The organism is Streptomyces sp. NPDC059002, from assembly GCF_042740435.1.
Taxonomy (GTDB): Bacteria; Actinomycetota; Actinomycetes; order Streptomycetales; family Streptomycetaceae; genus Streptomyces.
In genome coordinates this window covers 280,332-305,301 of record NZ_JBHYJI010000001.1, presented here as the reverse complement: position 1 = coordinate 305,301, position 24,970 = coordinate 280,332, and the positions used below count along the sequence as shown (strand labels likewise).

Sequence of the window (24,970 nt, the reverse complement as noted above, 5' to 3'; positions counted from 1 at the left end):
AGTTGGCACTTTATCGGAAGCGCGCCAGGGCGGTGCGTGGCGACGATGGGGCGATGCCAGAGAATCGGACTTCAACTTCGGGGTGGGCGGCGTCTTCGGGGCGGGTTGGACCTGGGGGGCGGGTTGGGCCCGGGGGGCAGGCTGTGCCTCCGGGGCGGAGCGAGCCCGTGGGGCGGGCCGGGGCCGCGGATCAGGCTGTGCCTTCGGGGCCGGGCGTGCCCTCGGGCCGGGGCGTGCCCGTGCATCGGACGGGAGCCGCGGACCGGGGCGCGCCTGCGGGGCGGACCGCGCCTGTGGACCAGGCGGGGACTTCGGGCCAGGTCGCGCCCGCGGCTCAGGGCGGACCCCCGGCTCAGGGCGGACCCCCGGCTCAGGGTGAGCCCTCGGCTCAGGGTGGGCCCTCGGCTCAGGGTGGGCCCTCGGCTCAGGGTGGGCCCTCGGCTCAGGCCGCGCCCGCAGAGCAGACCGCGCCCCCGGACCACGCCGCGCCCCCGCCCCACCCCGCCCCCGTCCCGCGCCCCCACACCCCACGTCGCCGTCCCCGCCGCCCCCGTTCCCTCTCCCTCCTCTCCCTGGGTCACGCCTGCGTCGACGTCTATCAAGGGGCGGTTGCCGCGTTGGTGCCGTTCTTTGTTTCGGAGCGGGCCTATACGTATGCCGCGGCGTCGGCCGTCGTGCTGGCCGCGTCGTTGTTGTCGTCTGTGGTGCAGCCGTTGTTCGGTGCGCTCACGGACAAGTGGGCGATGCCGTGGCTGTTGCCGGTCAGCACGTTGGTGGGCGGGGCGGGGGTCGCGCTCGCCGGGGTCGGTGAGGACCGGGTGTTCACCCTCGTGGTCGTCGCGCTGTCCGGGATGGGGGTCGCGGCGTATCACCCGGAGGCGGCGCGGGTGGCGCGGGCGGCGAGCGGGGGGAGTCACACCGCCATGAGCTGGTTCTCCCTCGGCGGCAATCTCGGCTTCGCGGCCGCGCCCCTGCTGGTGTCCGGCGTCATCGCGACGGGCGGCCTCGGCGCTTCCCCGCTCCTGGTCGTGCCCGCCCTCGCAGGGGCGGCGCTGTGCGTGGCCGCGCTGCGGGGGCTCAAGGATCCCGCGACGGCGGGCGCACCCACCCGTACGGAACAGCCCGTGGCCCGCGACGACTGGGCTTCCTTCGTGAAGCTGTCGGGCGCCGTCGTCTGCCGCTCGATCGTCTTCATCGGGCTCAGCACGTTCATCTCGCTGTACGTGCGCGAACGCACCGGCGGCGGTGAAGTCGCGGGTACGGCCGCGCTGTTCGTGCTCTACATCGGCGGCGCCGTCGGCACCGTCGCCGGTGGCAAGCTCGCCGCCCGGTACGGCCGCGTCCCCGTCGTCCAGTGGTCGTACGCCCTGACCGTCCTCGCCGTCGCCGGGGTCGTCCTCGTCCCGGGCCCGCCGCTCTACGTGTTCGTCGCCCTCGCGTCGGCCGGTCTGTACGTTCCCTTCTCCCTGCACATCACCCTGGGCCAGGACTACTTGCCGCGCAGGATGGGCACCGCGAGCGGCGTCACCCTGGGGCTCACCGTCAGCATCGGCGGCCTCGCGAGCCCGCTGGTCGGCGCCCTCGCCGACGCGACGGATCTGCGGACGGCCCTCGCGCCGCTGATCGGACTGCCCGCGCTCGGCTGGCTGCTCCTGCGCACCCTGCGCGAGCCGGGAGCGGAAGGCGAGGCCGCCCGCTCCTCCTGAGTTCCGGAGCGGCGCACCCCGGTTCGGTCCGTGCGCGCAGAGGGGTTGTCAGTGCAATTTCACATTACTACGTTACGCATCACATGACATGGTGGCATCTCAGCAACTATCCCCACATGTACGCGAGTTGACCGATGCGCCACGCCACTCGCCTCCCCTCAGGAGCCCCAGGTGTCCCAGTTACGAACAAGGAGATGTACGGACTGCTCCGCGCGAACGACCCGGCGGGCTTCGACGCCTGGCGCGACCGGCTCGGCAGGGACGGCGGGGACGGCGGGCTGCAGAGCGCGTACGACGCCTTCCTCGACCGGCAGATCGCGCACGTCGACGACCTCTTCGTGCCGGACACGCGGTACGTGCCGGTGGGCGAGCTGCGCGACACCACGGCCGACCAGGTGCGCGCCTCCTTCACCGCGACGACCAGCAGCACGCCCACGTGCACGTCCAACGGGGCGCCGGAGCGGCCGCGGTACACCTGCACCGGCCGGATCACCGCGAACCTCGGCGCGGCGGGCAACCCGGACGCCGTCTTCAAGGACATGTCCGAGACCCTGGACTACTTCCTGCTCGAACGGGCCGCGGGCCGCGGGCGGCGACAGCAACCTGGCCGACATGAACTGCTCGTTCGGCAAGGTGGACATCTGGTCCAACGGCCGCGCGGGCACCGCCGACTACAGCTGCGAGGGCCCGCTCAGGGGCTGAGCCGCCACGGCCTCCGGGGCCGTCGCCGATGAAGCGGCGGTCCTGGAGGCCCTGTTGATGCGGCGGCGCAGCATCGGCAGGGCGCACAGCGCGAGGAGGACCGCCAGGCCCCCGGCGCCGATCCCGACCGAGAATCCGGCCGTGGTGCCGAACGAGTCGTACACGATGCCCGTGACCGCGGCGCCGATCGCGATCCCGCTCTGCAGGCCCGCGATCATCCAGGTCATGGCCTCGGTGAGGCGGTGCTCAGGAGTCGTACGCTCCACGATCCCCATGATCACCACCATGGTCGGCGCGAAGAAGACACCGGCCACGAACACCACGGCCACCATCCCCGCGACGCTGTCCACCCACAGGAAGGGCAGGGTCGAAAGGGCGGTGCCGCTGATGCCGATGAGCAGCAGGCGGGGCAGCGGCACGCTCAGGGCGCGGGCGCCGAAGAGCAGTCCCGAGATGCCGGAGCCGACCGCGTACACCGCGAAGACGAGGCCGGACAGGGCCTTGTCGCCCTGCCGTTCGGCGAAGGCGAGCCCCATCGTGTCGACCATGCCGGGGATCGCGCCGCCGAACAGCAGGGTGAGCGCGAGGAGCAGTACGGGTGGTGACCAGATGACCGACGAGGAGCCGCCCGACGGCTGCTCGGCGCGGGGCAGGACGCGTGGTTCGGTGCGCTTCTGCGGGACGAACAGCGCGACTCCGACGATCAGCAGGACGCCCGCGACGAGGGGCGCGGCCTGCGGGAAGAGCGCCGTGGACAGGACGACGGCGAGCGCGGGACTGATGACGTAGGTCAGTTCGTCGACGACGGATTCCATGGAGTACGCCGTGTTGAGCCGGGGCGTGCCCCGGTACAGCTCGGTCCAGCGGGCCCTGACCATCGCGCCCATGCTGGGCATGAGACCGGCGAGCAGCGCGCAGAGGAACAGCGTCCAGGTCGGTGCGCCGGTGGTGGCGCAGAGCAGCAGCGCCGCGAGCCCGATGACGCTGACGCCGGTGGCGACCGGCAGCACACGGCTCTGCCCGTGCCGGTCGACGGCGCGCGAGACCTGCGGTCCGAGCAGGGCCATGGAGAAGGTGAAGGTGCCCGCGACCAGGCCGGACAGGGCGTACTCGCCGGTCGTCTCGGAGAGCATCGTCAGGATGCCCATGTGGGTGAGGGGCAGGGGGAGGCGGGCCACGAGGCCCGCGCCGCTGAACGCCTTGGCGCCGGGGGCGGAGAAGATCTCGCGGTAGGGACTTGGCATGGCGTGACCTGTTTCCGGGATCGGTTTTCCGGGCGCGCGGGCATGCGGGAGCCCGGCGCGCCGCACGGAAAACAAGTGGGACGTACGTTCCACTTTCTATCACGCGGACCGCACAGGGCGTGGGGCCCCGCACGCCCGTCGCGGTACCGTCGGTGCACAGATCCGAGAACCACACGGGTCTGAAGAGCCACGCAGATCCGAAGAGCCACGCAGATCCGCAGAACCACGCAGGCCGGGGAGAACGACACTGAACAGCACCGCCGCGAGCACCGACGGGCGCAGGGCCAAGGGCGAACTCCGTCGCCGCGCGCTGATCGAGGCCACCGTGCGCGTGATCGCGCGCGACGGCGCGGCGGGCGTCACCCACCGCACCGTCGCCAAGGAGGCGGGGCTGCCCACCACCGCCACGACGTACTACTTCGACGGCATCGACGCCCTGCTGACCGCGGCGCTGACCAGCTGCATGGAAGAGGACTCCGCCCGCATCGAGCAGCTCGCCGAGGCCCCCGGCGACGACGTCGACCGGATCCGCGCCCTCTCCGTCCAGATGGCGGACCTGCTCACCGCCCCCGGCCATCTGCTCGCCGAGTTCGAGATGTGCCTCCTCGCCGTACGCCGCCCGGAACAGCGCACCGCGACCCGCCGCTGGAAGAACGCCCTCGCCGCCTTCGCCCGCCGCCTCACCGACGACCCCGTGCGCGTCAAGCTCTTCACACACGCATACGACGGCCTGCTCCTGCAGGGGCTGCTCGCGGGGGAGGCGCCTACGGCTGAGGAGTTCGAGGAGTTGCTGCGGGAGCTGCTGCGTCCCGAGTGAGGCGGACGTGAGCGACCTGTTTCAGCCGCGTGATCACGTCGCGCCGTGCGACTGCGGTGTGCGGTCGGTGGTCATGGCGGCGCAGGTGCTGAGCCGCATCGCGGAGCCGTTGCGCCGCAAGCGCGGAACGTGCCTTTGGTCCCGTGGAATAGGGACCTTTGCGACCCGATGGCGCATAGGGACTCAGGAAATATGTCCGATGCGTATCCCCCCTTGTGGGCCTAGGCATAGCCTGGGGAGATTACTCCGTGTGAGGGGTGTGCGACCCAAGCGGTAGAGGAAGCAATCTTGGACGAGTCTGCGCGAATACCAGTCGCGACCCGGAAAATTCTGGAGCTGGTGCAGGAATACCCCGACGGGTTGGAGCGCCCGGCGCTGTTGACGGCAGCGCAGGCTCGGTACGCCAGGCTGCCCGAGGCCCGACTGGTGAAACTCGTGGCGCAGGCGCTGGACGCCGGGCTGCTCACGGAGTCCGGCGGGCGGATCCGCGTCCCCTCCGTCGAGACGGCGGAACCCGCCGACGAGCCGGTCGCCACGGAGACCCGGCAGGGGATGCGGGCGATCGCCATCGACCTCGAAAGCGTCGTGCACACCGTGCTGGCCGAACCATACGTGGAGCGGCACGTCTACCACATCGCGGCGGTGAGGTTCGGCACGGACCCCAAGTGGTGCGCGGAGCAGCCCCGATGGGAACGGTACGTCCGGCCGGGCTGCCCGGAGGACGAGATCAGGGACGCGACCGCACGGCGACACGTCATCGACGAGGGCGTGGCCCCCGGGCAGGCGTGGACGGAGTTCGCGCGGTACCTCGCGGGAGCCGACGTCGTGGTCGCCCACAACGGCACGGGGCTGGACTTCCCGCTCGCGCGTACGGCCGCCGAGACGGCCGGCGCGGACGATCCCTTCGATGGATGTGCCCTGGTCGACGCGCTGTATCTCACCCATGCCGTCTGGCCTGTTGCCGGTTCGCACCGACTCCATGCGCTCGGCGAGGCCGAAGGCGTCACCAGGCGCGGGCTGCGGGCACACACGGCATTGGACGACGCGGAGCTCCTGGCCGGGGTGCTGGAGGCGGCAGCCGGCAAACTCGCGGGCTGGGACGCCGAGTTGGTGGACATGGTGGCCGCGGTCTGCGCCGACTCGCCGGGCTGGCGCTTGCTCTTCGAGCTCGCGGGGCGATCCGCGCAGGGCGAGCGTGCGGGGGGATGGGACCAGCAGCGGGTGGCCCGTCTGGTCGAGGGGGAGCTGGCGCATCACACGCCACGACGCGAGGGCGGCCGGGCGGGCGCCGGACGGGGCGGCGTCGGCATCCCCGACAGGCTCCGCGGTGCCGATGGCAGGGTGGACCCCGCAGCACTGGCCGCTGTGGTGCACGGCGTTCAGGCCGAGCCCAGGCCGGCGCAGCAGCGCATGGCGGCGGCCCTGCACGCGTGGAGCGATCTGGGCACGGCGGGGTTGCTGGAGGCCCCGACGGGAACCGGCAAGAGCTATGCGGTGCTGGCGGCGGCACTCGACTGGCTCGCCGCCGACTCCGGACGTACGGCCGTCATCGCCACCTACACCAAGCAGCTGCAGAGCCAGATGGCGAAGGACCTCAAGGATCTGGAACGGGCACTGCCCGGCTTGCTCGACGTCGCCGACCTCGTCAAGGGCCGGACCAACCGGCTCTCGCTGGCCGCGCTGACGGCGCTGCTGGCCGAGGGCGCTCAGGCGGCCCAGGCAGCTCGGGCAAGGGCTTCCGCCCGTGGACGTGTGCGCTTCGTGGGCCTGACCCGTTTCCGTGAGCTCGCTGTCTATGTGCTGCTCAGATTGCGGGCGTCGAAGGACGCCCCGCAATCGTGGATCGCCCGGTCGGTCGACCCCGTGGACCTTCCCGGGTTCTTCTCCGAATACGTGGGCCGCGCACTGCCGTTGTGGCTCGAGGCCCTGTCGCAGCGCGACGGCGAGTACCACCGGGCGGCAGACACCCCACTGGCAGCGCACACGGACACGGTCGGGGAAGCCATCGCGGGACACCGCCTGGTCGTCACCAACCACGCGCTCGTCCTCGCCCACCTGGACGACCTGCGAGCCCTCGGGCCGGACACGCTGCTCGTCGTGGACGAGGCGCACGAGCTGGAGAACGCCGCCACCTCCGCCCTGACGGTCGCCGCCGACTACCGGGACTTGGAGGACCTGCTCTCCGAGTGCCATGTCTGGCTCGCCGACGCACGCGCCGGAGAGGACCGGGACCGGGCGCAGCGAGCCATCACGGAACTGGACGAGCTGTTCGACGACGAACGTCTGCCACGTCTTGCGGCACGTGCATTCGACGCCCGGGCCAAGGGCGTCGGCGTACGCGTGGGGAGCCGCACCGCGGTCCTTGCCAGCCCGTACGCAGGCACCTCCGGTACCGCGGAAGTGCGGGAGATGAAGGCGCTGTTGGTGCGCGTCGCGCGGGCTGCCGGTGCGGCCGCCGCGAGTCTCGACAGGTATGCCGCGGTGCACACCGCGACGCTCGACGCACTCACCCTCGAGCGGGTGGCCGGTCTCGGCAGACGTGCCGCTGATGTGTCGTCTGCCGTGGACAGGATCACCGCGGACATCGATGCGCTGATGAACCCCGCTGACACGTTCGACGAAGCGGCCGATGACGGGGCCCCTTCCCAGGTGGTGTTCCTCGAAGAGCTCGCCGAGCCCGAACCAGGGCTCCGCTCCTACCGGTTCCGCATCGCGTCGAGCCCCATAGACCTGCCGGCCCACCTTGAATGGCGGCGCTACCTCGCGTCCTTCACCCGAGTCCACTATGTCTCGGCAACCCTGCGGGTCGCGGGCGACTGGTCCTTCGTGCGCGACCGTCTTGGCCTGCCTGCGGACATCCCGGTGCTCGACCTGCCCTCGCCGTTCGACCTGGCGGGCCAGGCCGAACTGGTCTGTTTCGCCGACTTCCCTTCCTGGGCCGAACAGGAAGAGGGCGCCATGCGCACCGTCGCACACCAACTGGCCGGCTTCGCACAGGAGATGTCACACGACCGGGACGACGGATGCGGGCACGACGGGGGAGCCATGGTGCTCACCACGGCCCGGTCCACGGCGGCGGGAATCGGTGAGCTGCTGGAACGGGAGCTGCGGGCCCGGGCTTCGACAGCCCCCGTCGTCAGTGCGCTCGTACGGGGCAACGGCCGTGCGGTCGCGGAATTCACCGACCGCCATACCGGCGGCGGATTCCTGGTCGGCACGAAAGGGCTGTGGCAGGGCGTCGATGTCGCCGACGAGCGGCGTCTGCGCATCGTGTGGATCAACAAGCTCCCGTTCGCGCCGTTCGCCGCGCCGGTCGTCGAGGCCCGTCGAGCAGCCGTCCGGGAACGGGCGGAGCGTGCCGGGCACCAGGACCCCGAGGGCGCCGCCACCGAGGGGTACTACCTCCCGCTTGCCGCTCTTCAACTCCGCCAGGCCGTTGGGCGACTGATCCGCTCCGACCGGCATCGGGGGGTCGTCGTCGTGAGCGACCGCAAACTTGCCGGGCAGACCAGTCTGCGTCGTGCCTATCGCCGCACGTTCCTCGGCAGCCTCGACGAAGGCATGCTGCGGCCGGACCCCGACACCGGGGAGGCAGGCGGCGGAAACGTGGTGACCATGGCGGACGGATGGCGCCGCATCTGGGAATTCATGGTCCGTGAGGGGCTGTTGCCACAGGAGCGGGCCGCCGAACTGTGCTCGGCCGAAGCCCTGGAGCGGCATACCCTCCTGCCGCACACGCGGCGCATCCGCAAGCTGGCGCTCACCCCGGACGAGGTCGTGAGGCTGCGGAAGGAGGGCCGTCTCACCGCCACCGTCCTGGAGCGCTCGGCGATGGTGGGAGGCCTGCTCGGACTCTCCGACGAGCCGGTGACGCTGAAGCCCGCCCAACGGGCCGTGATCGAAGCCGTTGTCGAGGGACGCAATGTCCTCGGGCTGCTGCCCACCGGTTTCGGCAAGAGCTACACCTTCCAACTCCCCGCTCTCGTCATGCCCGGTGTCACCATCGTGGTCAGCCCGCTGGTCGCCCTCATGCATGATCAGGCGCTCGAACTCAACCGCTCCATAGGCGGCGCCGTGCGTGCGGTGATCTCGCCGCTGAGGGAGTCCAGCAGCAGGGCGGGCAAGACCGAGATCGCCGAGCAGCTCTTGGCGCGTGCGGACCACGGCATCAGGCTCGTGTACGTCAGCCCGGAACGCCTGTGCCAGCGGCGCTTCAGGGAGCTGGTGCGCACGGCCGTGGCGGAAGGACGGGTGACGCGCATCGCGGTGGACGAGGCGCACACGGTCGCTCAGTGGGAGGACTTCCGTCCCAGCATGCGCCGCCTCGGGCGGTACTTCGCGGAGCTGCGCGAGGAGTTCGGCCTCCCGGTCACGGCCGTGACGGCGACGGCCAACCGCTCGGTGCACGCCGCGCTGCGCGAGAGCGTGTTCGGCCTCGCGCCCGAGCCGCCTGAGGCCGGATCGGCCCAGGAGAAGGAGGAAGCAGCGCGACCGGACGCACGGGGTGGGCTCGTCACCGTTCGCGAGAACCCCATCCGCCCCGAAATCGCCATATTTCGACGAGCGTTGAACCAGCCGGGTCCAGCAGGCGTCGCCGGGCTCGCCGAACGGGTCGTGGACGCTCTCCAGGGGCACGCGATCTTCTACTGCCTCACGGTCAAAGAAGTGAACGCCCTCCATGCGCACTTGCGGGAGTACGTCGGTGAAACAGGGGCGCGTGTCCTCCGGTTCCATGGGCGGCTCACCGAAGTCGAGAAGGCTGCCGTCATGACCGAATTCAGGGACGCTCCCCGAGAGGGCGAGGAGGGGTTCGCTCCACTCATCACCGTCGCCACATCGGCTTTCGGCCTCGGGGTCAACCGTCCCGACATCCGGACCGTGTTCTGCGTCTCGCCGCCCACCGACCTCGCCGCGCTGTACCAGCAGATAGGCCGTGCGGGACGTGACGGTGCGGGGCGCGGTGCAGAGCCGGACGGTACGGCCAACGCCGCTCTCGCCCTGGCGACGAGCCGCGGCCTGCGCACCGTTCAGTTCATGACGGGAAGCGATCTCTCCCCAACGCTGCTGCGCCGCATGGGCAGTGCCGTACTGGGAAAGCGCGGGAGCCTTGATGCTGCGGCGGTGGCCGAGAAGCTGATGGAAGAGGACGCGGCTTCGGGAGTTCTCGACGAGAGCGAACTGCGCAGCAGCCACACCGTGGACCGCTATCGCACCGGGGTGATGCGCGCCTTCAGCGCACTCGCCGACCTGGGAGCCGTTGCGGACCTGGGCGACTACCCGCCGTACTGCACGATCAAGCCGGGAAGCATGCTGCACGGCGGATCCCCCGCGCCGGCGAGCGACGGTGAAGCGGTGGAACGGACCGTCGTCGACACCGTTCTGGCTCTGTCCGACCGATCCAGGGTCGGTGTCGACCGGCTGGATTCTCATCTGGCGGAGTCCTGTGACACCTACCGGGACTTCGCGGACGGGCCCGCAGGTACCTGGGAACTCCTCGCCGATCTGCACGACCGCGGAATCCTCGATGTCTCCGCCGCGCCGAGCCGCCGCCTCGTCACGGGCCTGCGCGTACAACAGCCCCGACTGCCCGGTGGGTTCCTGCCCCTGCTCGCGCGCCGCAGTTCCCGCGCGGCGGAGGAACTCGGCCTCCTCAGGGACTTCTTCGCCGACGGAACGACCTGTGCCCAGCGGAAGTTCGCCGACTACTTCGGTGTGGTGGGGCTTCCCGAGGGATGCTGTGGCAACGCACGCTGCCGCTGCTCGGTCTGCTGGACCAAGCCGGACTGGCCCAGGAAGGAAAGGCGCCCGGTCGTGGCCCAGGCGTTCGAGAGCGCGGCCGTGCGCCGAGGCGGCAGCGCAGACAGCGCCGTCCGCGCCCAGCGACTCGACCACCAGGTGTACCGCCTCGCCCGGCTCATGCCCCAAGGCGTGCACCCACGCGCCCTCTGGCATGCGCTGCGGGGGGACGAGTCGTCGTATCACGCCCAGCAGAAGCGCATGATCAAGCTGCCGCGCAGGCTGCGGGAAAGCACCTTCTTCGGAGGGCGCATCGACCTGCCGTACGCCGATGTGGAGAAGAGCCTGTCGCGGCTGGCCGAGGCGGGCGCCGTATCGGCGACGGCAGACGGGCGGTGGCACGTGGGACACCGGCGCGCGGGTGCGGGGGCGGCACGGGGATCAGGTGAAGGAGAGGATGCCGAGTGACAACGACCTCAGTGGCACCATCCGCGGTGTGGCGGCCCTACACCGATGAGCCGCTCCTCACCCCGGCCATGGCCCGCGGCTACGATGCCACGCCGCCCGACGAACTCGACCGATTGCGCCGCTACCTGGAAGCGCTCGTCGCCGCACGCCATGGTGCGGTACACATCGCTGTCGCGTTCAATTCCGCCTACTTCGGCTACGGCCTCGGGGGAGTGGGCTACGGCGACAGCCCGCTGGACCCCGACACCTTCCCCGTCGTCACGCTCGACGAGCGCGTGCCGGCCATTCCGGTCGGAGCGATGGTGCGCATCGCCAGTGGGTCGCACCCGCTGTTCGCGGAGGTGGTCTACAAAGAGGGGCGGCACGACGCGGTCGGCTCGCTCGGCGATGTGCCCGGCTGGGTGTCGGGCGCCCCGGCAGGTGCGGAAGGCCCCGGAAAGCCGTGCGACGCCGACACTCCGATACGCCGTGAGCTGCTCGTCCCCGATCTCGGCGTCTTCGGCAAGGCCCTGAGCCCGAGCCCGGCTCAACTCCAGCGGCTCCGATCACGCGAGCGGTGGATCAACCAGAGCGGTCATCTCCTGGTCGACGCCTGCTACGCGTCCCGTGAGGCGGCGGCGTGGGACGACGTACAGGCCTACGCCGCCTACTTGTTGACCAGCGCACGCTCCCAGCTGTTCAGCCCGCTGGTGCCCATATCGCTGGTCGACGTCGCCGGCAGTCCGGACGGCGAGGTACTGCGCGACGCGCTGTCCCGTCTGCTCGACGTCGTCGGCCGTGTGCTCGCATCGAGTGATGCCTTGCGCATGTGGGGGCCGTACGCGGTGACCCGTGCCGACTTGGCCGCGCGGTGGAAGGACGAGGGGCCGCTCGGAAGAGCGGACATGGCCGTGATCGGGAGCGCCCTGCAGCGCGCCGCGCGGCCGGCGGCCCGGCGGCGCTTCGCCCTGCAGGAGGCCGTCACCGCGTACACCGCGGTGGGCCCGCTGCTGCGCGCATTCCCGAGCAGTTCCCCGCTGCTCCAAGGAGTCGCCTATCCGGCGGCCGTGTGCGCTGCGAATCTGGCCATCGCGGACATGATCCAAGGTGAGAGCACGAACGGCCTCTTCGAGGACGGCACCCGTGTCAGCCTTGACGATGCCGCGGAGAGCGGCGGGATATGGCGGTCCCGCAACCCCGGTGACGCCGAGACCGGATGCGACCCACTCCTTGCCGGTGGACGCGGCTGGCGCGATTCGCTGGGGCCGAGTGCTCCGGTCACGGTCCCTGCCGAGGAACCGCCCCCCGAGGCGGAGACGCCGGAGGAAGAACCACCCTCCATACCGATCGACGCCCCGCTTGACGACGATGCCGATCTCGGCGCGGGACAGTTGCTGCGCATCGACGACAGTGAAGTCGCGTGGCGCATGCCGTTGAGACTGGCGCACATCATGGACGGCTATCTGCCGCTGCGTGCGCTGATCGCCGATGAGCTGCGCGGACTCGGCGGCCCCGGCATCAGTGTCCGGCTGGAACTCACGCACCCCCAAGGGGAGTTGGACGACGCCGAAGCGATGCAGGACACACGCGTCGAATTCGGCGACGGGTCCGGACGGCTGGTGGACGTCGAATGGCCGCTCGACTTCTTCCCCGGGCTCGAACTCCACTTGCAGTGGCCGCGCGGCGGGCGCGTGATCCGCACCACCACGACCCTGCTGGAGAGCCCCGTCGCGGTGGACGAGCGGACGATCGAGTACCGCTACGACGCGACGGTCCTGACCAGGGAAGGCGGCCCCGGCAGCAGCCGCACCGAGGACTCCGCGCTTGGCCTCGACGCCCGTCGGCTGGTGATGCGGACCGTGCGCCGCTGCGGCCTGCTCTCTCCCGACGGCCATGCGCTCCTCGACCGGTCGGTGCTGCCTGCCGCCGCTTACGGCAAGGAGCCGACGGTCGCGGCGGCCGAGGCGCTCCAGGCCGCCGCGGAGGAACTCCTCGTCAGCGGGAGTCTCTACCGGGCGATCGGCAGCAGGGACGCCGCCGGACGCCCGCATCACCCGGCGAACCCGGGCGAGGAGGAGATCTCCTTGATCGGTTACGACCCGAGACCCGTCGTCGTGCCGCGCGAGCCGTCCCCTCACGGTCCTGCCCCGGCATCCTGCTCCACCGGGCCGACTGTCGAACACCATGTTCATGGATTCCTCCGGCGGCTTCCGCAGGGGAGTACGCCCAGTGACGGGCAACGCGCCGCATTCCGTGAGCACTGCCGCAGGCTCGGCAAGGCCGACGGCTGGGAACTGCCGCGTGGCTACACCTTCGTCAGCCAGCACACCCGCAGCCGCTGAGGCCACCCACCCCCCTTCTTCTCTTCTCTGAACGGAGCACGCATGCACGACCGGTACCGCGTGGTGGCGGAGCCACCGATGTCGCCGCCCGATGCGCCTGTGGAGCTGCTCGGCTCCCTGGCCGCAGCACTCAACGACCTGGACAGTCCTTGTGCTGGAGCGCTGGACGAGCTGACCGAGGACATGGTCGAACTCGCCTTTCAGTCCATAGCCTCGAAGGACCGGCAGGTGCTGCTGCGCACGCTGGGCATCAAGCTCGCGGCACCGCGCAGGGCGAGCAAGGCCCTGTGCAGGGACATGCTCATCCGGATGAAGCGGGACTCCCAGCGGCGGCAGTGCAATTGCGCCGCCCGACGGCTCACGTCGCGAGTCATTCAGGACGTCGCGGATACCGCATCCCCGGCAGTGGCCGCCCAGGACGTCGCCGACCCGGTGGCCCGCTGGGGCGAGCCTCTCGTCAGGCTGGCCGTGCTGACGTGGTGCCAGGCCTCCGCCGCTGATGCAAGGCTCTTCCAGTGGACGGCGGGCAGCGAAGGGCTGGGGCTGGCGGCGGGCAGTCCGCAATGGGCCGCGATCCAGAGCGCCGCAGAACGCGTGATCGAGGAGACCCCGGACTTCAACTGGAGCTCTCTCGCGGACGATCCGGCTCCGGTCCAGCGCACCGACCAGGAGAAGACGGACGTCGAAGACGACGATCAGAGAACCGAGGACTCTCCCCTGGAGGCAGTCGCGAGCGGGACGGGAGCCACAGGAGAGCCGTCGGGCGACGGCGACGCGGTGCGCGCCGCCCACGCGATGTTGCAGGAGGATCTCCGGTCCGCGCGGGACGCGGTACGCCGCGTGAGCGAGTGCATCGAGGACGGCTGCCCGCCTGCGGCAAGGGACCTGGAGCTGCTGTCCCACCTCGGTGATTCCTTCGCGCAGGCCGAAGAGGCACTGGCCGGGGCCGGGATGCCGGGCGTACCGCGGCGGCTGGACGACGTGGCGCGAGCAGTGCGGGACCTCATGGCGCGGCGTGCGCAGGACGAGGCCGGACGGCGGGGCCTGCAGCGGTTGCTGGACGTCGTGGGCCAGGAAGGCGGATCGGCCGCCGTCGCGCTGGCGGTCGCGCACGAGCGCACGCGGCAATTGCTGGCGCGGCCTGTGTGGGAAACAGCGGAGTACGAGCAGGCCGGGGCGCTGGTGGCGCTGGCCGAGATCGTCGAGATGCACGACCAGCCGGACTCGTTGGCCGGCATCATGACGCGGCAACAGCAGCTCGGCCAGGTGCTGCCCGACTGCGTGATGGCGGCCGTGATGCACACGGAGCTGTCCTTCCCCGACACTTCCGCGGCCCCTGCCCCGGCCATCGCTCCCGCCGCTCCGGCGCAGGCGACGGAACAGGACCTCGCACCGGTGCCGGGCCCCGAGCCACGCCCCGGGAGCGCTGCGGAGACGCGGACGGAGAGCGCGGACAGCCCGGCGGACGCGTACGTGCCGCCCTCCCGGGACACGGAGGACACGGCAGCCACTGAGGCCCTGCCCGCCTCGCGGGAGCCGGGCACATCCGGTGGCGAAGCCCGCGACGGTGACGAGACCGGCGGTCGTGAGGACGAGGACACCGCCGGTGAAGGCCGGGACACCCGCGGAGAGCACTTGATCACGGGCGAGGCCGCAGCGCCGGTGACCAAGACCGTGCCTGCCGAGCCCATCGGCGCGGAGCGTGTGGAATCCGCAGCGGACGAGGACGTCGAGGCCGCGGTGGTCCGGCTCGTCTCCGAAGGGCGCTTCGGACTGGCATTCCACCTCGCCACCGCCGCCGAGCGTTCCCCGGCCGAGGCGGCGGCCCTGCGGCTCGCAGCGGCGGCGGCGGTCATGCGGCCGGGATCCGCAAGCGCCGTCCGGGCGTTCGGTGAAGCACGCGAACAATGGGAGGACTTGAGCACGCACGACTCCGAGGGCACCGAGCTGCTCATGCTGCCGGCCCTGGTGCGCGCCGCCCTGCTCACCGGCGAGCACGCGACCGGTGCTCAGCTGAAGGCCCTGGCCCCGCGGCTGCCCGACGGGCTTGCGACGGTTGCCATCGCCGTGGCCGACCGCACCTTGAGCAGCGCGCTCCTCATGGCGCCTCCCATGGCCGTCATCGCCGACGCCTCCGAGTCGGAGTCGGTGCTGCGCGAGATCACGCGGCAGTGCCGTGAGCTGCTCAAGCCGCAGCGTCTGAGGTTCAACCGCGCCACGCACATTGCCGCGAGGTGGCTGGCCGACGACGGCATGCTCGGTGCGATGCTCCAGGCCATGGTCCGCAGCGACCCGGGAGCCGAGGCACTGGCACGCCAAGCCGTCGAGCGCCTGAGCCGGCGTTCGGAGATCCAGACGGAAATAGACCGGCTCGACCGTGAACTGCGCGGCTCTAGTGGCCGCTCGCTGCAGGGCTCGGGCCGACAGGATCTCGTGCACGTCGTCGAACGTGCCCTGGACTGTGCCAAGGCGTGGCTGGACGTCACCGAGGCAGTGCAGCGCGGCCGTACCGGTGACAATGACTGGGCGGTGCGCGAGATCGCCGCGATGCGGCAGACCATCCTGGCCGAACAGGGGCACGTCGTCGCGGAGTTGAAGCAGGTGATGGGGCGGTCCGCGCGCATGTCGACGGCCGCGGCGCGTGCCGCCGAAGTGTCCTTGGCAGGGCTCTTCAAGGAGCTCGACCATGGTGCTCAGGTGCGGCCCGAGCCCGGCATCGACGCCCTGCGGCTGATCGACGCCGAGCTGCTCAAGATTCCCTTGGCGCCGGACGCCCGCCCCTCCGTGCCGGAACTCCTCGCGGCCGTGGACCGGACGTGGGACGAAGCGCTGCGGTTGCAGGAGGAGCAGGACGCGTTCCAGCCGGCGCACGAGATTCTCGAACTGGCGGAGCGCGGTGCGCTGCCCGCCGGTGAGGGCGTCGCTTTCGACGCGATCCTGCACACCCGTCTCACGGAGGCGGCGGACAAGCGCCGTTCCGTGTTGAGCGGGCGCCATGCCGAACTCGTCGCTGAACTCCGGCGCGCGCAGGCGGACGGAGCACTCACCGATGACCAGGACGTTCACATCCAGGAGCTGCTGGCGGATGCCCACCCCACGGGCCCGAGCGGAGCATCGCGTGAAGTGAGGTCGGTCCGGTACACACTCGACCAGGTGGCGGACCTGCTCCCCACCTACCGGCGGGAGGCCGCGAATCGGCTGCGTGCCCGCCTGGACGCCCTCCCGGACGTCACGGCCGACGACAGGGCCCAGGTGCTGCGCCACCTCGACACGGACGGGCTGGCCACGGCGGCGGACCTCGTCTACTTCCTGGAGCTGGGCGAGGACGTTCCGGAGATCGTGTCGGGCGAATCGCACCTGGCGGACTTCTTCCCGAAGGTGCCGAACAACCTGCCGGAAGGGATCACTTCCCAGCTGATCGACTGTGTTCGGGCACGTGGGGAGTACCCGTCGCTGCCTACTCTCGCCTACGGCGACCTCTCCGAGGACGAGTCCGCCCGTGTCGTCGATGCCTTGGAGCGGTGGCGGGAGCTCGCCGCCACCGGGCCCAAGGAACGGCAGAACGTGAACGTGAAGGAGATGCTGCTCCCGGCCCTCTCCCTCCTCGGCTACGAGGGCAAGAAGGCGCGACCCCTGTACGAGCTGCCGCGCAGCAACGAGTACCGCTTCGTCGAAGCCACCGAGATCAGCATCAACGGGCGTGCCTGGGCACCCGCCTTCGGCACCAGGATCCTCGAACAGGGGGAGAAGCTCCGGATCCTCATGCTGTGGGGACGTCCTCCCGCGAGGCTGCTGCTGAGCCGTGTGGCACAGGAGCCCAGCGGCGACAGCTTGCTCGTCGTCTACTTCGGCACCCTGGACAGCGAGGCGCGCCGAGAGTTGGCCACTGCTTCGATAGGCGGTGCGCCCCTCATGGTGGTGGACGACGCGGCCCTGGCATACCTGGCGGCTCGCGGCAACCGTCAGGTGAGTGCGGCGACCGAGACTTTGCTGCCGTTCTCCGGGGTCAACCCCTACATCAAGGAGAAGCGGGGCCGGATCGGCCGTGAGATGTTCTACGGCCGTGACGCCGAACGCAAGAGCATCCTCGATCCGGACGGCACGCAGATCATCTTCGGCGGACGTGGCCTCGGCAAGTCGGCACTGCTCAACGACGCCGGCGACCGGTTCGCCGAGCAGCAGCCCGGCTGGCACCACAAGCTGTACCTGAATCTGGATCACCACAACATCGGAAAGGGGACGGCGCTCGGCCCGGAGACGATCTGGAGCGTGCTGAACCAGGAGCTCACGGACCAAGGGGTGCTGGTCCAGCCCCGGCGCAGGGCCCAGCGCACCAAGCCGTACGAGTCCGTGCGCTCAGGGATCAAGGAGTGGCTGGACGGCGATTCCCGGCGGCGACTGCTGATTCTCATGGACGAGTGCGACCGGTTCTTCGAGTCGGACGTCCCGCACTGCACGGAGACACGGCGGCTGCGAGGGCTGTGCGAGGAGACCCGAGGCCGCATGAAGGTGGTCTTCGCGGGGCTGCATTCGGTGCAGCGGTTCACCCGGCTCGCGCGCAACGGCCCGTTCAGCCACCTGGCACAGACTCCGACGGTCGTCGGTCCGCTCGCCCCGCAGTTCGCCGCGGACCTGCTGGTGGACCCCATGAGAGCCCTGGGGTTCGAGTTCGACGACGTCGACCTGGTGAACAGGGTGCTCGGCTACTGCTCGTACCAGCCCTTCCTGCTGCAGATGTTCGGCAGCCGGATGGTGGAGGTGATGCAGCGCAAGCGCAATCGTGCGGAGGCGGACGGCCCTCCGTTCGCCATCGAAGCCGCGGACGTGGAGGGTGTGGAGTCGGATCCCGCGCTGCGGGCCGACATCACCGCCGCGTTCAAGGACACGCTCACCCTCGACGACCGCTACAACGTCATAGCCAACGTCTTGGCGCGGCACGCCCGCGACAACGGCCTCGAGACGCGTCTGAGCGACATGGAGCTGCGCGACGAGTGCGCGAGTTGGTGGCCGGTCGGCTTCGAGGGGCTCGACAGTGAGGGCTTCCGCGCCTATCTGCAGGAAATGGTCGGTCTGGGCGTGCTGGCCCCCAATCACGACGGGCGTGGCTGGCATCTGCGGGGTCCCAACGCGCTGCGCATGATCGGGAGTGCGCACGAGGTCGAGACGCAACTGCTGAGCGCCGAGAGCGAGTGCCGGCTGGAGGAGACGGTCGTCCTCGAAGGCCGGCCCGAGCTGTCCGACGGCAGGCCCGCTCCGCTCACCGTGACCCAGGTCGACGACCTGCTGGGCGACCGTTCCAATCAGGTCCGTGTCGTCCTCGGCACGCGGGCGACGGGCGTCGGGGACGTCGAGGAAACGCTGCGGTCCGTCACGGGCCGGGTGAGCGGCTGGAACCTGCCTCCCATCGGGCGCATGGGTGTGTTCCGTCAGGAGCTGAGGGGCGGCAAGCCCGGTGAGCGGCGGGTCATCGTGAGTGACCTCGCGAACCGTGCGGTGAGTGAGGAGGCCTGTGTCGAGTCGCTGCACCTGGCCCACTCCGACCTCCCCGAGGGGCGGGGCGTCACCCGGGCGGTCGCCATCATCGTGGACGCGGGCCAACTCGGCGTCTGGCGGGATCTGTTGTCCCATCCCGACACCGCGGGATCTCGGGCGGTCGTGCTGCGCAGGCACGACTTGAGCAGTCTCAAGTCCTGGGCCCTGGGCGGCGGCCGGTTCGACACCGAGGAACGGCTGACCCGGCTGCTGGAGATCACCGGAGGATGGCCCCTGCTGCTCGACCGGGCGATGGAGCTGAGTCGGAAGTGCGAGAACCACGACCTGGCGCTGGGCAAGCTCGCCGAGGAACTCCGTCAGCGGGCGGCCGCGCAGGAACTGGTTGCCGCGGCGGGCCTCACCGCGGACGCCGTGGTCACTGCCGGATACCGCGCCGTTGTGGATGAGTTCGGCGTCGGCCTGGCCGACGAAGAGGACATCATCGCCGCCATCGAGCTTGCGGGTCTGGACAAGGCGGAAGCGCACTGGGCCTACGTCTGTCTGGAGGCGCTCCAGGTCTTTGAAAGGGAGGGGCAGCGCCTGAGGGTGGAGCCGGTACTGCACGGCTGCTGGTCCATCGGCTGACGCTGGTCACCGGGGGTGAACTCCCCCGGTGACGCGGCGCGGTCACCGCTGGCCGCTCCCGGACTCGAGGTATCGGCTCACCGGGAGCGGCAGGGAGGATCAGACCCGGTCGCCCGCGCCCGCCAACACCTCCGCCGCCGCGATCCCCGACACCCGGGTCGCCCCATGGGTGATGAGGTGGGCCGCGCCGAGTGTGTCGCCTGCGGGGACGCCCATTTCTACGACGAGGGCGTCGGGGCGGCTGCGCAGGAGGCGGGTGAGGGTGTCGGTCATCCAGCGGTGGCGGGCGGCGTCGCGGACCACGACGACCAGGGCGCGGCCGGTGGCGGGGGTGAGGGCCGCTTCGGCCAGGACGTCGGTGGTGTGGGCGATCTCGGGCTCGGTGAGGCGTACGGACGTGGTGCCGGGGCGCAGGTCGCGCAGGGGGTCGGCGATGCCCCAGGGGGTGTGGCCGTCTACGGCGAGGTTCATCGTGGGGGAGAGCTCCACGACGTGCGGGGCCCCGGTGAGGGGGAGTGCGGCGGGGGCCTCGCCGGGGCGGTGCCGGACGTGGACGGCGCGGCGGGCCGCGACCAGGCCGATGTCGGAGCGGTCCGCGGCGCGGGCCACCGCCCGTGAGCGTGCGCCGGACCAGCGGGCGAACTCCGTGACGCGCCTGCTCGCCTCGGCCAGGCGCTCCTCGCGGAGCGTGCCGTTCAGGACGGCCTTGACCAGGGCGGTGGAGAGCACGTCGACGGTGGACTCCTCGGCGCTCTCGCCGCCGACGCACACGGCGTCGACGCCGCCGGCGACCGCCTTGACCGTCGCTCCGTCGATGCCGTAGCGGTCGGTGACGGCGCCCATCTCGATGCCGTCGGTGACCAGCAGGCCGTCGAAGTCCAGCTCTCCGCGCAGGAGTTCCACGAGGATGCGGTGGCTGAGGGTCGCGGGCAGGTCGGGGTCGTAGGCGGGGGCGACCAGGTGGGCGGTCATCACCGCGCGTACGCCCGCCTCCATCGCGGCGATGAAGGGCGGCAGCGCGGTGAGCGCGATCTCCTCGGCGGAGCCGGTCACTTGGGGCAGTCCGTAGTGCGAGTCGACGACGGTGTCGCCGTGGCCGGGGAAGTGCTTGGCGCAGGCGGCGACGCCGGCTTCCTGGAGGCCGCGGATCCAGGCGGCGGTGTGGCGCGAGACGAGGTCGGTGCGGGCGCCGAAGGACCGTACGCCGATCACGGGGTTGAGCGGGTTGGAGTTGACGTCGGCGCTGGGCGCGAAGTTCAGGGAGACGCCCGCGGCGTGCAGGTCGCGGCCGATGTCGTGGGCGACCCGCTCGGTGAGGTCGATGTCGTCGACGGCGCCGAGGGCGAGGTTGCCGGGCCGTGAGGATCCGGTCCAGGCCTCCAGGCGGGTCACGTCGCCCGCCTCCTCGTCGATGGCGACGATCAGGTCGGGATTCTCGGCGCGCAGCGCCGCGGTGAGCCGTGCGACCTGCTCGGGGGTGTCGATGTTGCGCGCGAACAGGACCACGGAGCCCAGGCCTTCGGAGATCCTGCGGCGCAGCCAGTCGGGGGCCGTGGTGCCCTCGAAGCCGGGCTGCAGCACGGAGTTGGCGAGCCGCTCCAGAGTGGGGTCACTGCTCGATGCCATGGCGCGACCTCCGGGGATGCGGGTACGTTGCGGGATTCCTGTGGCCTCTGCTGATTGGTCCAGGCCAATCAGATAGTGGATATTGGCTCGTATCAAACACGGCTGTCAAGAAGCCCGAACCGGTCGAGACGGGCGAATTCAACATCATCCGAGGAGAGTTGGGGAATCCTTGGGACGCACACCGATCCACCGCCGCTGAGGGGAGAGGTTCATGCGCAGATACGAACTGGTCGGCAGGCGTGACATCAGGCTGGTCGCCGACGCCCCGAGGCCGTCGCCGGGGCCGCTCGAAGTGCTGGTACGCGTGCGGGCCTGCACGGTCTGCAACCGCAGCGACCTCGCCTACTTCCACTACTACGGACTGCGCGAGCACGCCGCACAGGGCTGTTTCGGCCATGAGATCGCCGGGGTCGTCGAGGCGACGGGCGACGGCGTCCGGCGGGTCGCACCCGGACAGCGCGTCTTCGTACGCACGCCCCTGACCACCGGATACGCCGAATTCGCGCTCGCCCGCGAGGTGTCCGTGGGCGCCCTTCCCGACGCCGTGCCCTTCGAACAGGGCGCGATCCTGCAGCTCCTGCCGCTCGCCGTGCACGCCACGCGCGGCATCCGGATCGGCGACCGCGTCGCGATCGTGGGACAGGGGCCCGTCGGGCAGATGGCGCTGCGGATCGCGGTGCTGCGCGGCGCCGCCGAGGTCGTCGCCGTCGACCTCGACGACTGGCGCCTTGCCCGGTCGGCGCGGGCGGGCGCCGACGCGGTGCACCGCGTGGACGGCAGCAGTGAACAACTGGCCGCGGTCGGGGCCGACTTCGACGTCGCCGTGGACGCCGTCGGCACGCCCACCACGCTCAACGCCTGCGTCCGCCTCGTACGCCAGAACGGCCTCGTCGTCCTCCTCGGCACGCACCACGTCGACACCCACGTCACCGTCGACCTGGTCACGTGGGAGCGCAAGGGGCTGCGCGTGCACAGCTCCGCCGAGCCCCTGGACGCCGCGCGCGCCGAGGCGCTCGCCGTCGCCGAACGGCTCGCCCACCGCCGCGCCGAGAGCCTGCGCCTGCCCGATCTGCTCACGCACACCTACCCCCTCGACGACCTGCCGAAGGCCATCGAGCAGCTCTCCGCGAGCCGCGCGCTCTACCCGGACGCCGAGCGGGCGCCGTACGACGGGCCGCCGCCCGAGACGCTGAAGGTGGCGATCGTCCCGTGAGCGGGACACCGCCCGCGTGAGATGGGGCATCGCCGGTTACGGCGACATCGTGACCCGCCGCGTCCTGCCCGCGCTGCGCGCACTGGGCGAGGAGCCGGTGGCGCTGTGGGGCCGCGATCCGCGCCGGGCCGCGCGCGTCGCCGAGCGGTACGCCGTCGCCGCCTCGGGCGACGCCCCGGAGATCCTGCTGCACGGCGTGGACGCGGTGTACGTCGCCACTCCCGTCGTACGCCATGTCCCGCTCGCCCGGGCCGTGTTGGACGCCGGACTGCCCGTGCTCGTGGAGAAGCCGCTCGCCGGGGGACTCGGCACGGGCGGGGTCCTCGACGCGGCAGGGCGGTGTGCCGGTGTCGCCTACTACCGCAGGCTCGCCCCCGCCGTACGACGGCTGCGCGCGGAACTGGCCGGCTGGGCGCCCGAGCGCGTGGAGGTCCGGTTCCGGTGCGCCTTCGCGCCGGGGCCCGACGATCCGATGCGCTGGCGCACCGACCCCGCCGTGTCGGGCGGCGGGGTCCTGGCGGATGCCGGAAGCCACCGGATCGACCTGCTGCTCCACCTCTTCGGACGGCCGTACGAGGTGGCGGCCACGCTCGGCGACCGCTTTCCCCGAGGGGCCGAGCGGCGGGCCGAACTCGCCCTGCGCTGGCGGTCGGGGCCGCGGGCGCACTGCCTCGTCGAGTGGTCCGACGAGCCGCCGGTGGACCGCGTCGAACTCACCGGCGGCGGCCGCACCGTGACCCTCGACCCGCTCGACTCGGGCCGCCTCACCGGCCTCGGCGGGGCGCCGCTCGTGCTGCCGCCCGCGGCCAATCCGCACCAGCCGCTGCTCGCCGACTTCGTGGGCGCCGTCGCGGCGGGCGGCGCCCCGGTGTGCCCGGTGGGCGAGGCCCTGCTGGTCGACGACGTGATCGTGGCCGCCGGGCGGTCGGCCGCGGCGGGCGGGCGTCGCGTGCGGCCCTGGGCGGACTGAACGGGGCGTACGGGAAGTGGAGTTCAGGCTCCGTCGTCCGCCGACCAGGGCTTCAGCCAGCGCGGGTCCGGCGTGTCCCCGGTCCGTACGAAACGGGTGTCGACGGACAGCCGCATCGCGTCCGTCGTCGTGTCCAGGGAGGCGTGGACGATCCGCGGCAGATGCACCATCACGTCGCCCGCCGCGAAGTCGGCGCACAGCCAGCGGCGGCCCAGCGCGCGGGCGGTCAGCTCCAGGTCGTGGCAGATCTGGCGCCGGTCGCCCGGGCGGTCCGTGATGTCGCGCAGCGGCTCGTACTCCTCGGGCGCCAGCCGGTGGGAGCCCTCCAGGTAGACCAGCGCGCCGGTGCGCGGCGGGCAGTCGCCGACGGGGATCCACAACGTGACGACGTGGGGCGAGCCCTCGTCCATGTAGTCGAAGTCGACATGGGCGCGAGACGCGCGACGCGTGCCGCGGTGGAAGTGGCGCAGGATGCGGCGCGGCAGCATCTCCGCGTCGGCGTCCAGGAGTTGGGCGGCGAGCTCGGCGAGGGACCGGTTGCCGACGAAGCGGTCGAAGGGCGCCGAGCGCACGAAGGCGTACGCGGGATGGCCCGCGACGCCGTACGCCGGGACGCCCCGCGGCATCCGGCCGGAGAACACGCCCTCCTCGGGATCGCTGCCCGCCGCGAGGAAGCCCGGCGGGAACAGCGAGAAGTACCGGCCGCGCAGCCGCAGCACCTCCGCGCGGTCGAGGAACCCCGGCAGATACAGATAGCCGTCGGCGTGCAGCCGCTCGCGCAGCGCGGCCGGGTCCCGCGGCGCGAGGAGGTCCGCGCTGGGGCGCAGCGGCCCGAACAGCTCGGGTGTGAAGGGTATGGGTACGCCGTTCGACGACAAGTCCACGATGCATCCTTCGAGAGCTGGGAACCGAAAGCCGGGCACCCGGCGCGTCAGTAGACGCCTTCCACCGCCTCCTGCGCGCCCGCCCCGTCCTGGAAGGGCCCTACCGCGGCCACCCCGTCCCAGGGGAACCACGGATGCGGGCCCGTCCTGATCGCGCTGTCCCGCTCCAGGAGATTGGGCAGGAAGAGATCTTCGAGCAGGGTCGTGGCCCGCACGCGCCCCCGCTCCCCGACGCCCACCTCGCGCCACGGGTCCGCGGGGTCGACCACCTTCAGGACCGCGAAGGGCGGCGGCAGGTGGTACGAGTGCCCGGTGCCGCCCGGCACGTCGGGCGCGCCGGGCACTGCGTCGGCCTGCAGGGCGTGGCCGACCAGGGTGTTGCCGTACGTGTCGATCCACTGCACGCCCGGCAGATGCTCCGCGCGCAGGAACTCCGCCTCCGCCGCGCTGCACGAGGTGCCGCCCGTGCACACGGCGCGGATGCCGTACGTGTGCAGCGGCCGCGGCAGCCGCATGGCGAGTTCCAGGAGCAGCCGCGAGGTCGTGAAGAGCAGCGAGGGGCGTTCGGCGGCGAGCAGGGCGAGGGTCTGGTCGATCAGGTGGGCGGTGTACGCGTCCGCCTCGCCGCCCGCGCGCAGCGCCGCCTTCACCCAGCGCGGATCGAAGTCGATGGCGTGCACGGCGCCGCGCCAGCTGTCGGCGAGGCCCTCCACGAAGTGCCCGTACGCGTGCGGCCCGCCCGGCGTCATCGCGAGCACGTCGCCGCCCGCGACGCCGCGCGCCTCCAGGACGGTGCGGTAGATCTCCACGTCGTACGCGAGCCGGGTGACGTTGACGACGCGGCAGGGCGTTCCGGTGGTGCCGCCGGTCTCGAAGACCCGGAAGGGGCGGTCGTGGTAGCCGCGCGGGCGCAGGTCGCGGGCGCTCGCGGCGCGCAGCTCCGCCTTGTCGAAGAGCCCGAAGAGGTCGAGCGCGGCGAAGGAGTCGACGTCCTTGACCGGGTCGAAGCCGAGCCCGGCCCGGCGCCGCACCCAGAAGGGGCTGCCTGTCGCGGGGTCGAAGTGCCAGCGCATCATGCGGCGCGTCCACGCGTCGAGGCCCACGGCGAGTTCGGGCACCCGCTCGCGCAGTGTGTCGTGCAGGGTGCCGAACGCGGTCGTCATACG

Annotated in this window: 12 protein-coding genes; 8 read left to right on the top strand and 4 right to left on the bottom strand. The window is 71.5% G+C overall.

All coding sequences use genetic code 11. The annotated features are described in order from the left end of the window. Positions 1-572 precede the first annotated feature (572 nt). Both ACFWZ2_RS01240 and ACFWZ2_RS01235 read left to right on the top strand, forming a co-directional pair. Complete coding sequence (locus ACFWZ2_RS01240; RefSeq protein WP_384540355.1) at positions 573-1,706, top strand: MFS transporter; 1,134 nt, start codon at positions 573-575, stop codon at positions 1,704-1,706. Between the two features lie 194 nt (positions 1,707-1,900). After that, complete coding sequence (locus ACFWZ2_RS01235; RefSeq protein ID WP_384539941.1) at positions 1,901-2,440, top strand: hypothetical protein; 540 nt, start codon at positions 1,901-1,903, stop codon at positions 2,438-2,440. Here ACFWZ2_RS01235 and ACFWZ2_RS01230 read toward each other — a convergent pair. Then, complete coding sequence (locus ACFWZ2_RS01230; RefSeq protein ID WP_384539938.1) at positions 2,378-3,652, bottom strand: MFS transporter; 1,275 nt, start codon at positions 3,650-3,652, stop codon at positions 2,378-2,380. The two genes, ACFWZ2_RS01235 and ACFWZ2_RS01230, sit on opposite strands and share 63 nt — an antisense overlap. A 247-nt stretch (positions 3,653-3,899) precedes the next feature. On the opposite strand from ACFWZ2_RS01230, the gene ACFWZ2_RS01225 reads away from it, so the two are divergent. From ACFWZ2_RS01225 to ACFWZ2_RS01210, 4 genes are all read left to right on the top strand, one after another. Next, complete coding sequence (locus tag ACFWZ2_RS01225; protein WP_384540352.1) at positions 3,900-4,469, top strand: TetR/AcrR family transcriptional regulator; 570 nt, start codon at positions 3,900-3,902, stop codon at positions 4,467-4,469. A gap of 339 nt (positions 4,470-4,808) precedes the next feature. After that, positions 4,809-10,673, top strand: a complete 5,865-nt coding sequence (locus tag ACFWZ2_RS01220) for a DEAD/DEAH box helicase (RefSeq protein ID WP_384539936.1) — start codon at positions 4,809-4,811, stop codon at positions 10,671-10,673. After that, entirely contained in the window at positions 10,670-12,994 is a 2,325-nt protein-coding gene (locus ACFWZ2_RS01215) for a hypothetical protein (protein ID WP_384539934.1), read from the top strand. The genes ACFWZ2_RS01220 and ACFWZ2_RS01215 overlap by 4 nt, the downstream gene beginning before the upstream one ends. 42 nt (positions 12,995-13,036) lie before the next feature. Beyond that, positions 13,037-19,111, top strand: a complete 6,075-nt coding sequence (locus tag ACFWZ2_RS01210; protein WP_384539932.1) for a hypothetical protein — start codon at positions 13,037-13,039, stop codon at positions 19,109-19,111. Positions 19,112-19,210: 99 nt separating this feature from the next. Here the strand turns inward: ACFWZ2_RS01210 and ACFWZ2_RS01205 are convergent, their stop codons facing one another. Next, positions 19,211-20,737, bottom strand: a complete 1,527-nt coding sequence (locus tag ACFWZ2_RS01205; protein WP_384539930.1) for a glycoside hydrolase family 3 protein — start codon at positions 20,735-20,737, stop codon at positions 19,211-19,213. Between the two features lie 211 nt (positions 20,738-20,948). On the opposite strand from ACFWZ2_RS01205, the gene ACFWZ2_RS01200 reads away from it, so the two are divergent. Continuing rightward, the gene (locus ACFWZ2_RS01200) at positions 20,949-21,950 is read left to right on the top strand and encodes a zinc-binding dehydrogenase (protein ID WP_384539928.1); all 1,002 of its coding nucleotides are present in this window, start codon (positions 20,949-20,951) and stop codon (positions 21,948-21,950) included. A 16-nt stretch (positions 21,951-21,966) separates the two neighbouring features. Further along, entirely contained in the window at positions 21,967-22,920 is a 954-nt protein-coding gene (locus tag ACFWZ2_RS01195; RefSeq protein ID WP_384539925.1) for a Gfo/Idh/MocA family protein, read from the top strand. 23 nt (positions 22,921-22,943) lie between these two features. Here the strand turns inward: ACFWZ2_RS01195 and ACFWZ2_RS01190 are convergent, their stop codons facing one another. Next, a complete protein-coding gene (locus tag ACFWZ2_RS01190) occupies positions 22,944-23,804 on the bottom strand; it encodes a phytanoyl-CoA dioxygenase family protein (protein WP_384539923.1) in 861 nt (286 codons plus the stop codon). Positions 23,805-23,851: 47 nt separating this feature from the next. Further along, a complete protein-coding gene (locus ACFWZ2_RS01185; protein ID WP_384539920.1) occupies positions 23,852-24,967 on the bottom strand; it encodes a hypothetical protein in 1,116 nt (371 codons plus the stop codon). Positions 24,968-24,970: the final 3 nt, after the last annotated feature.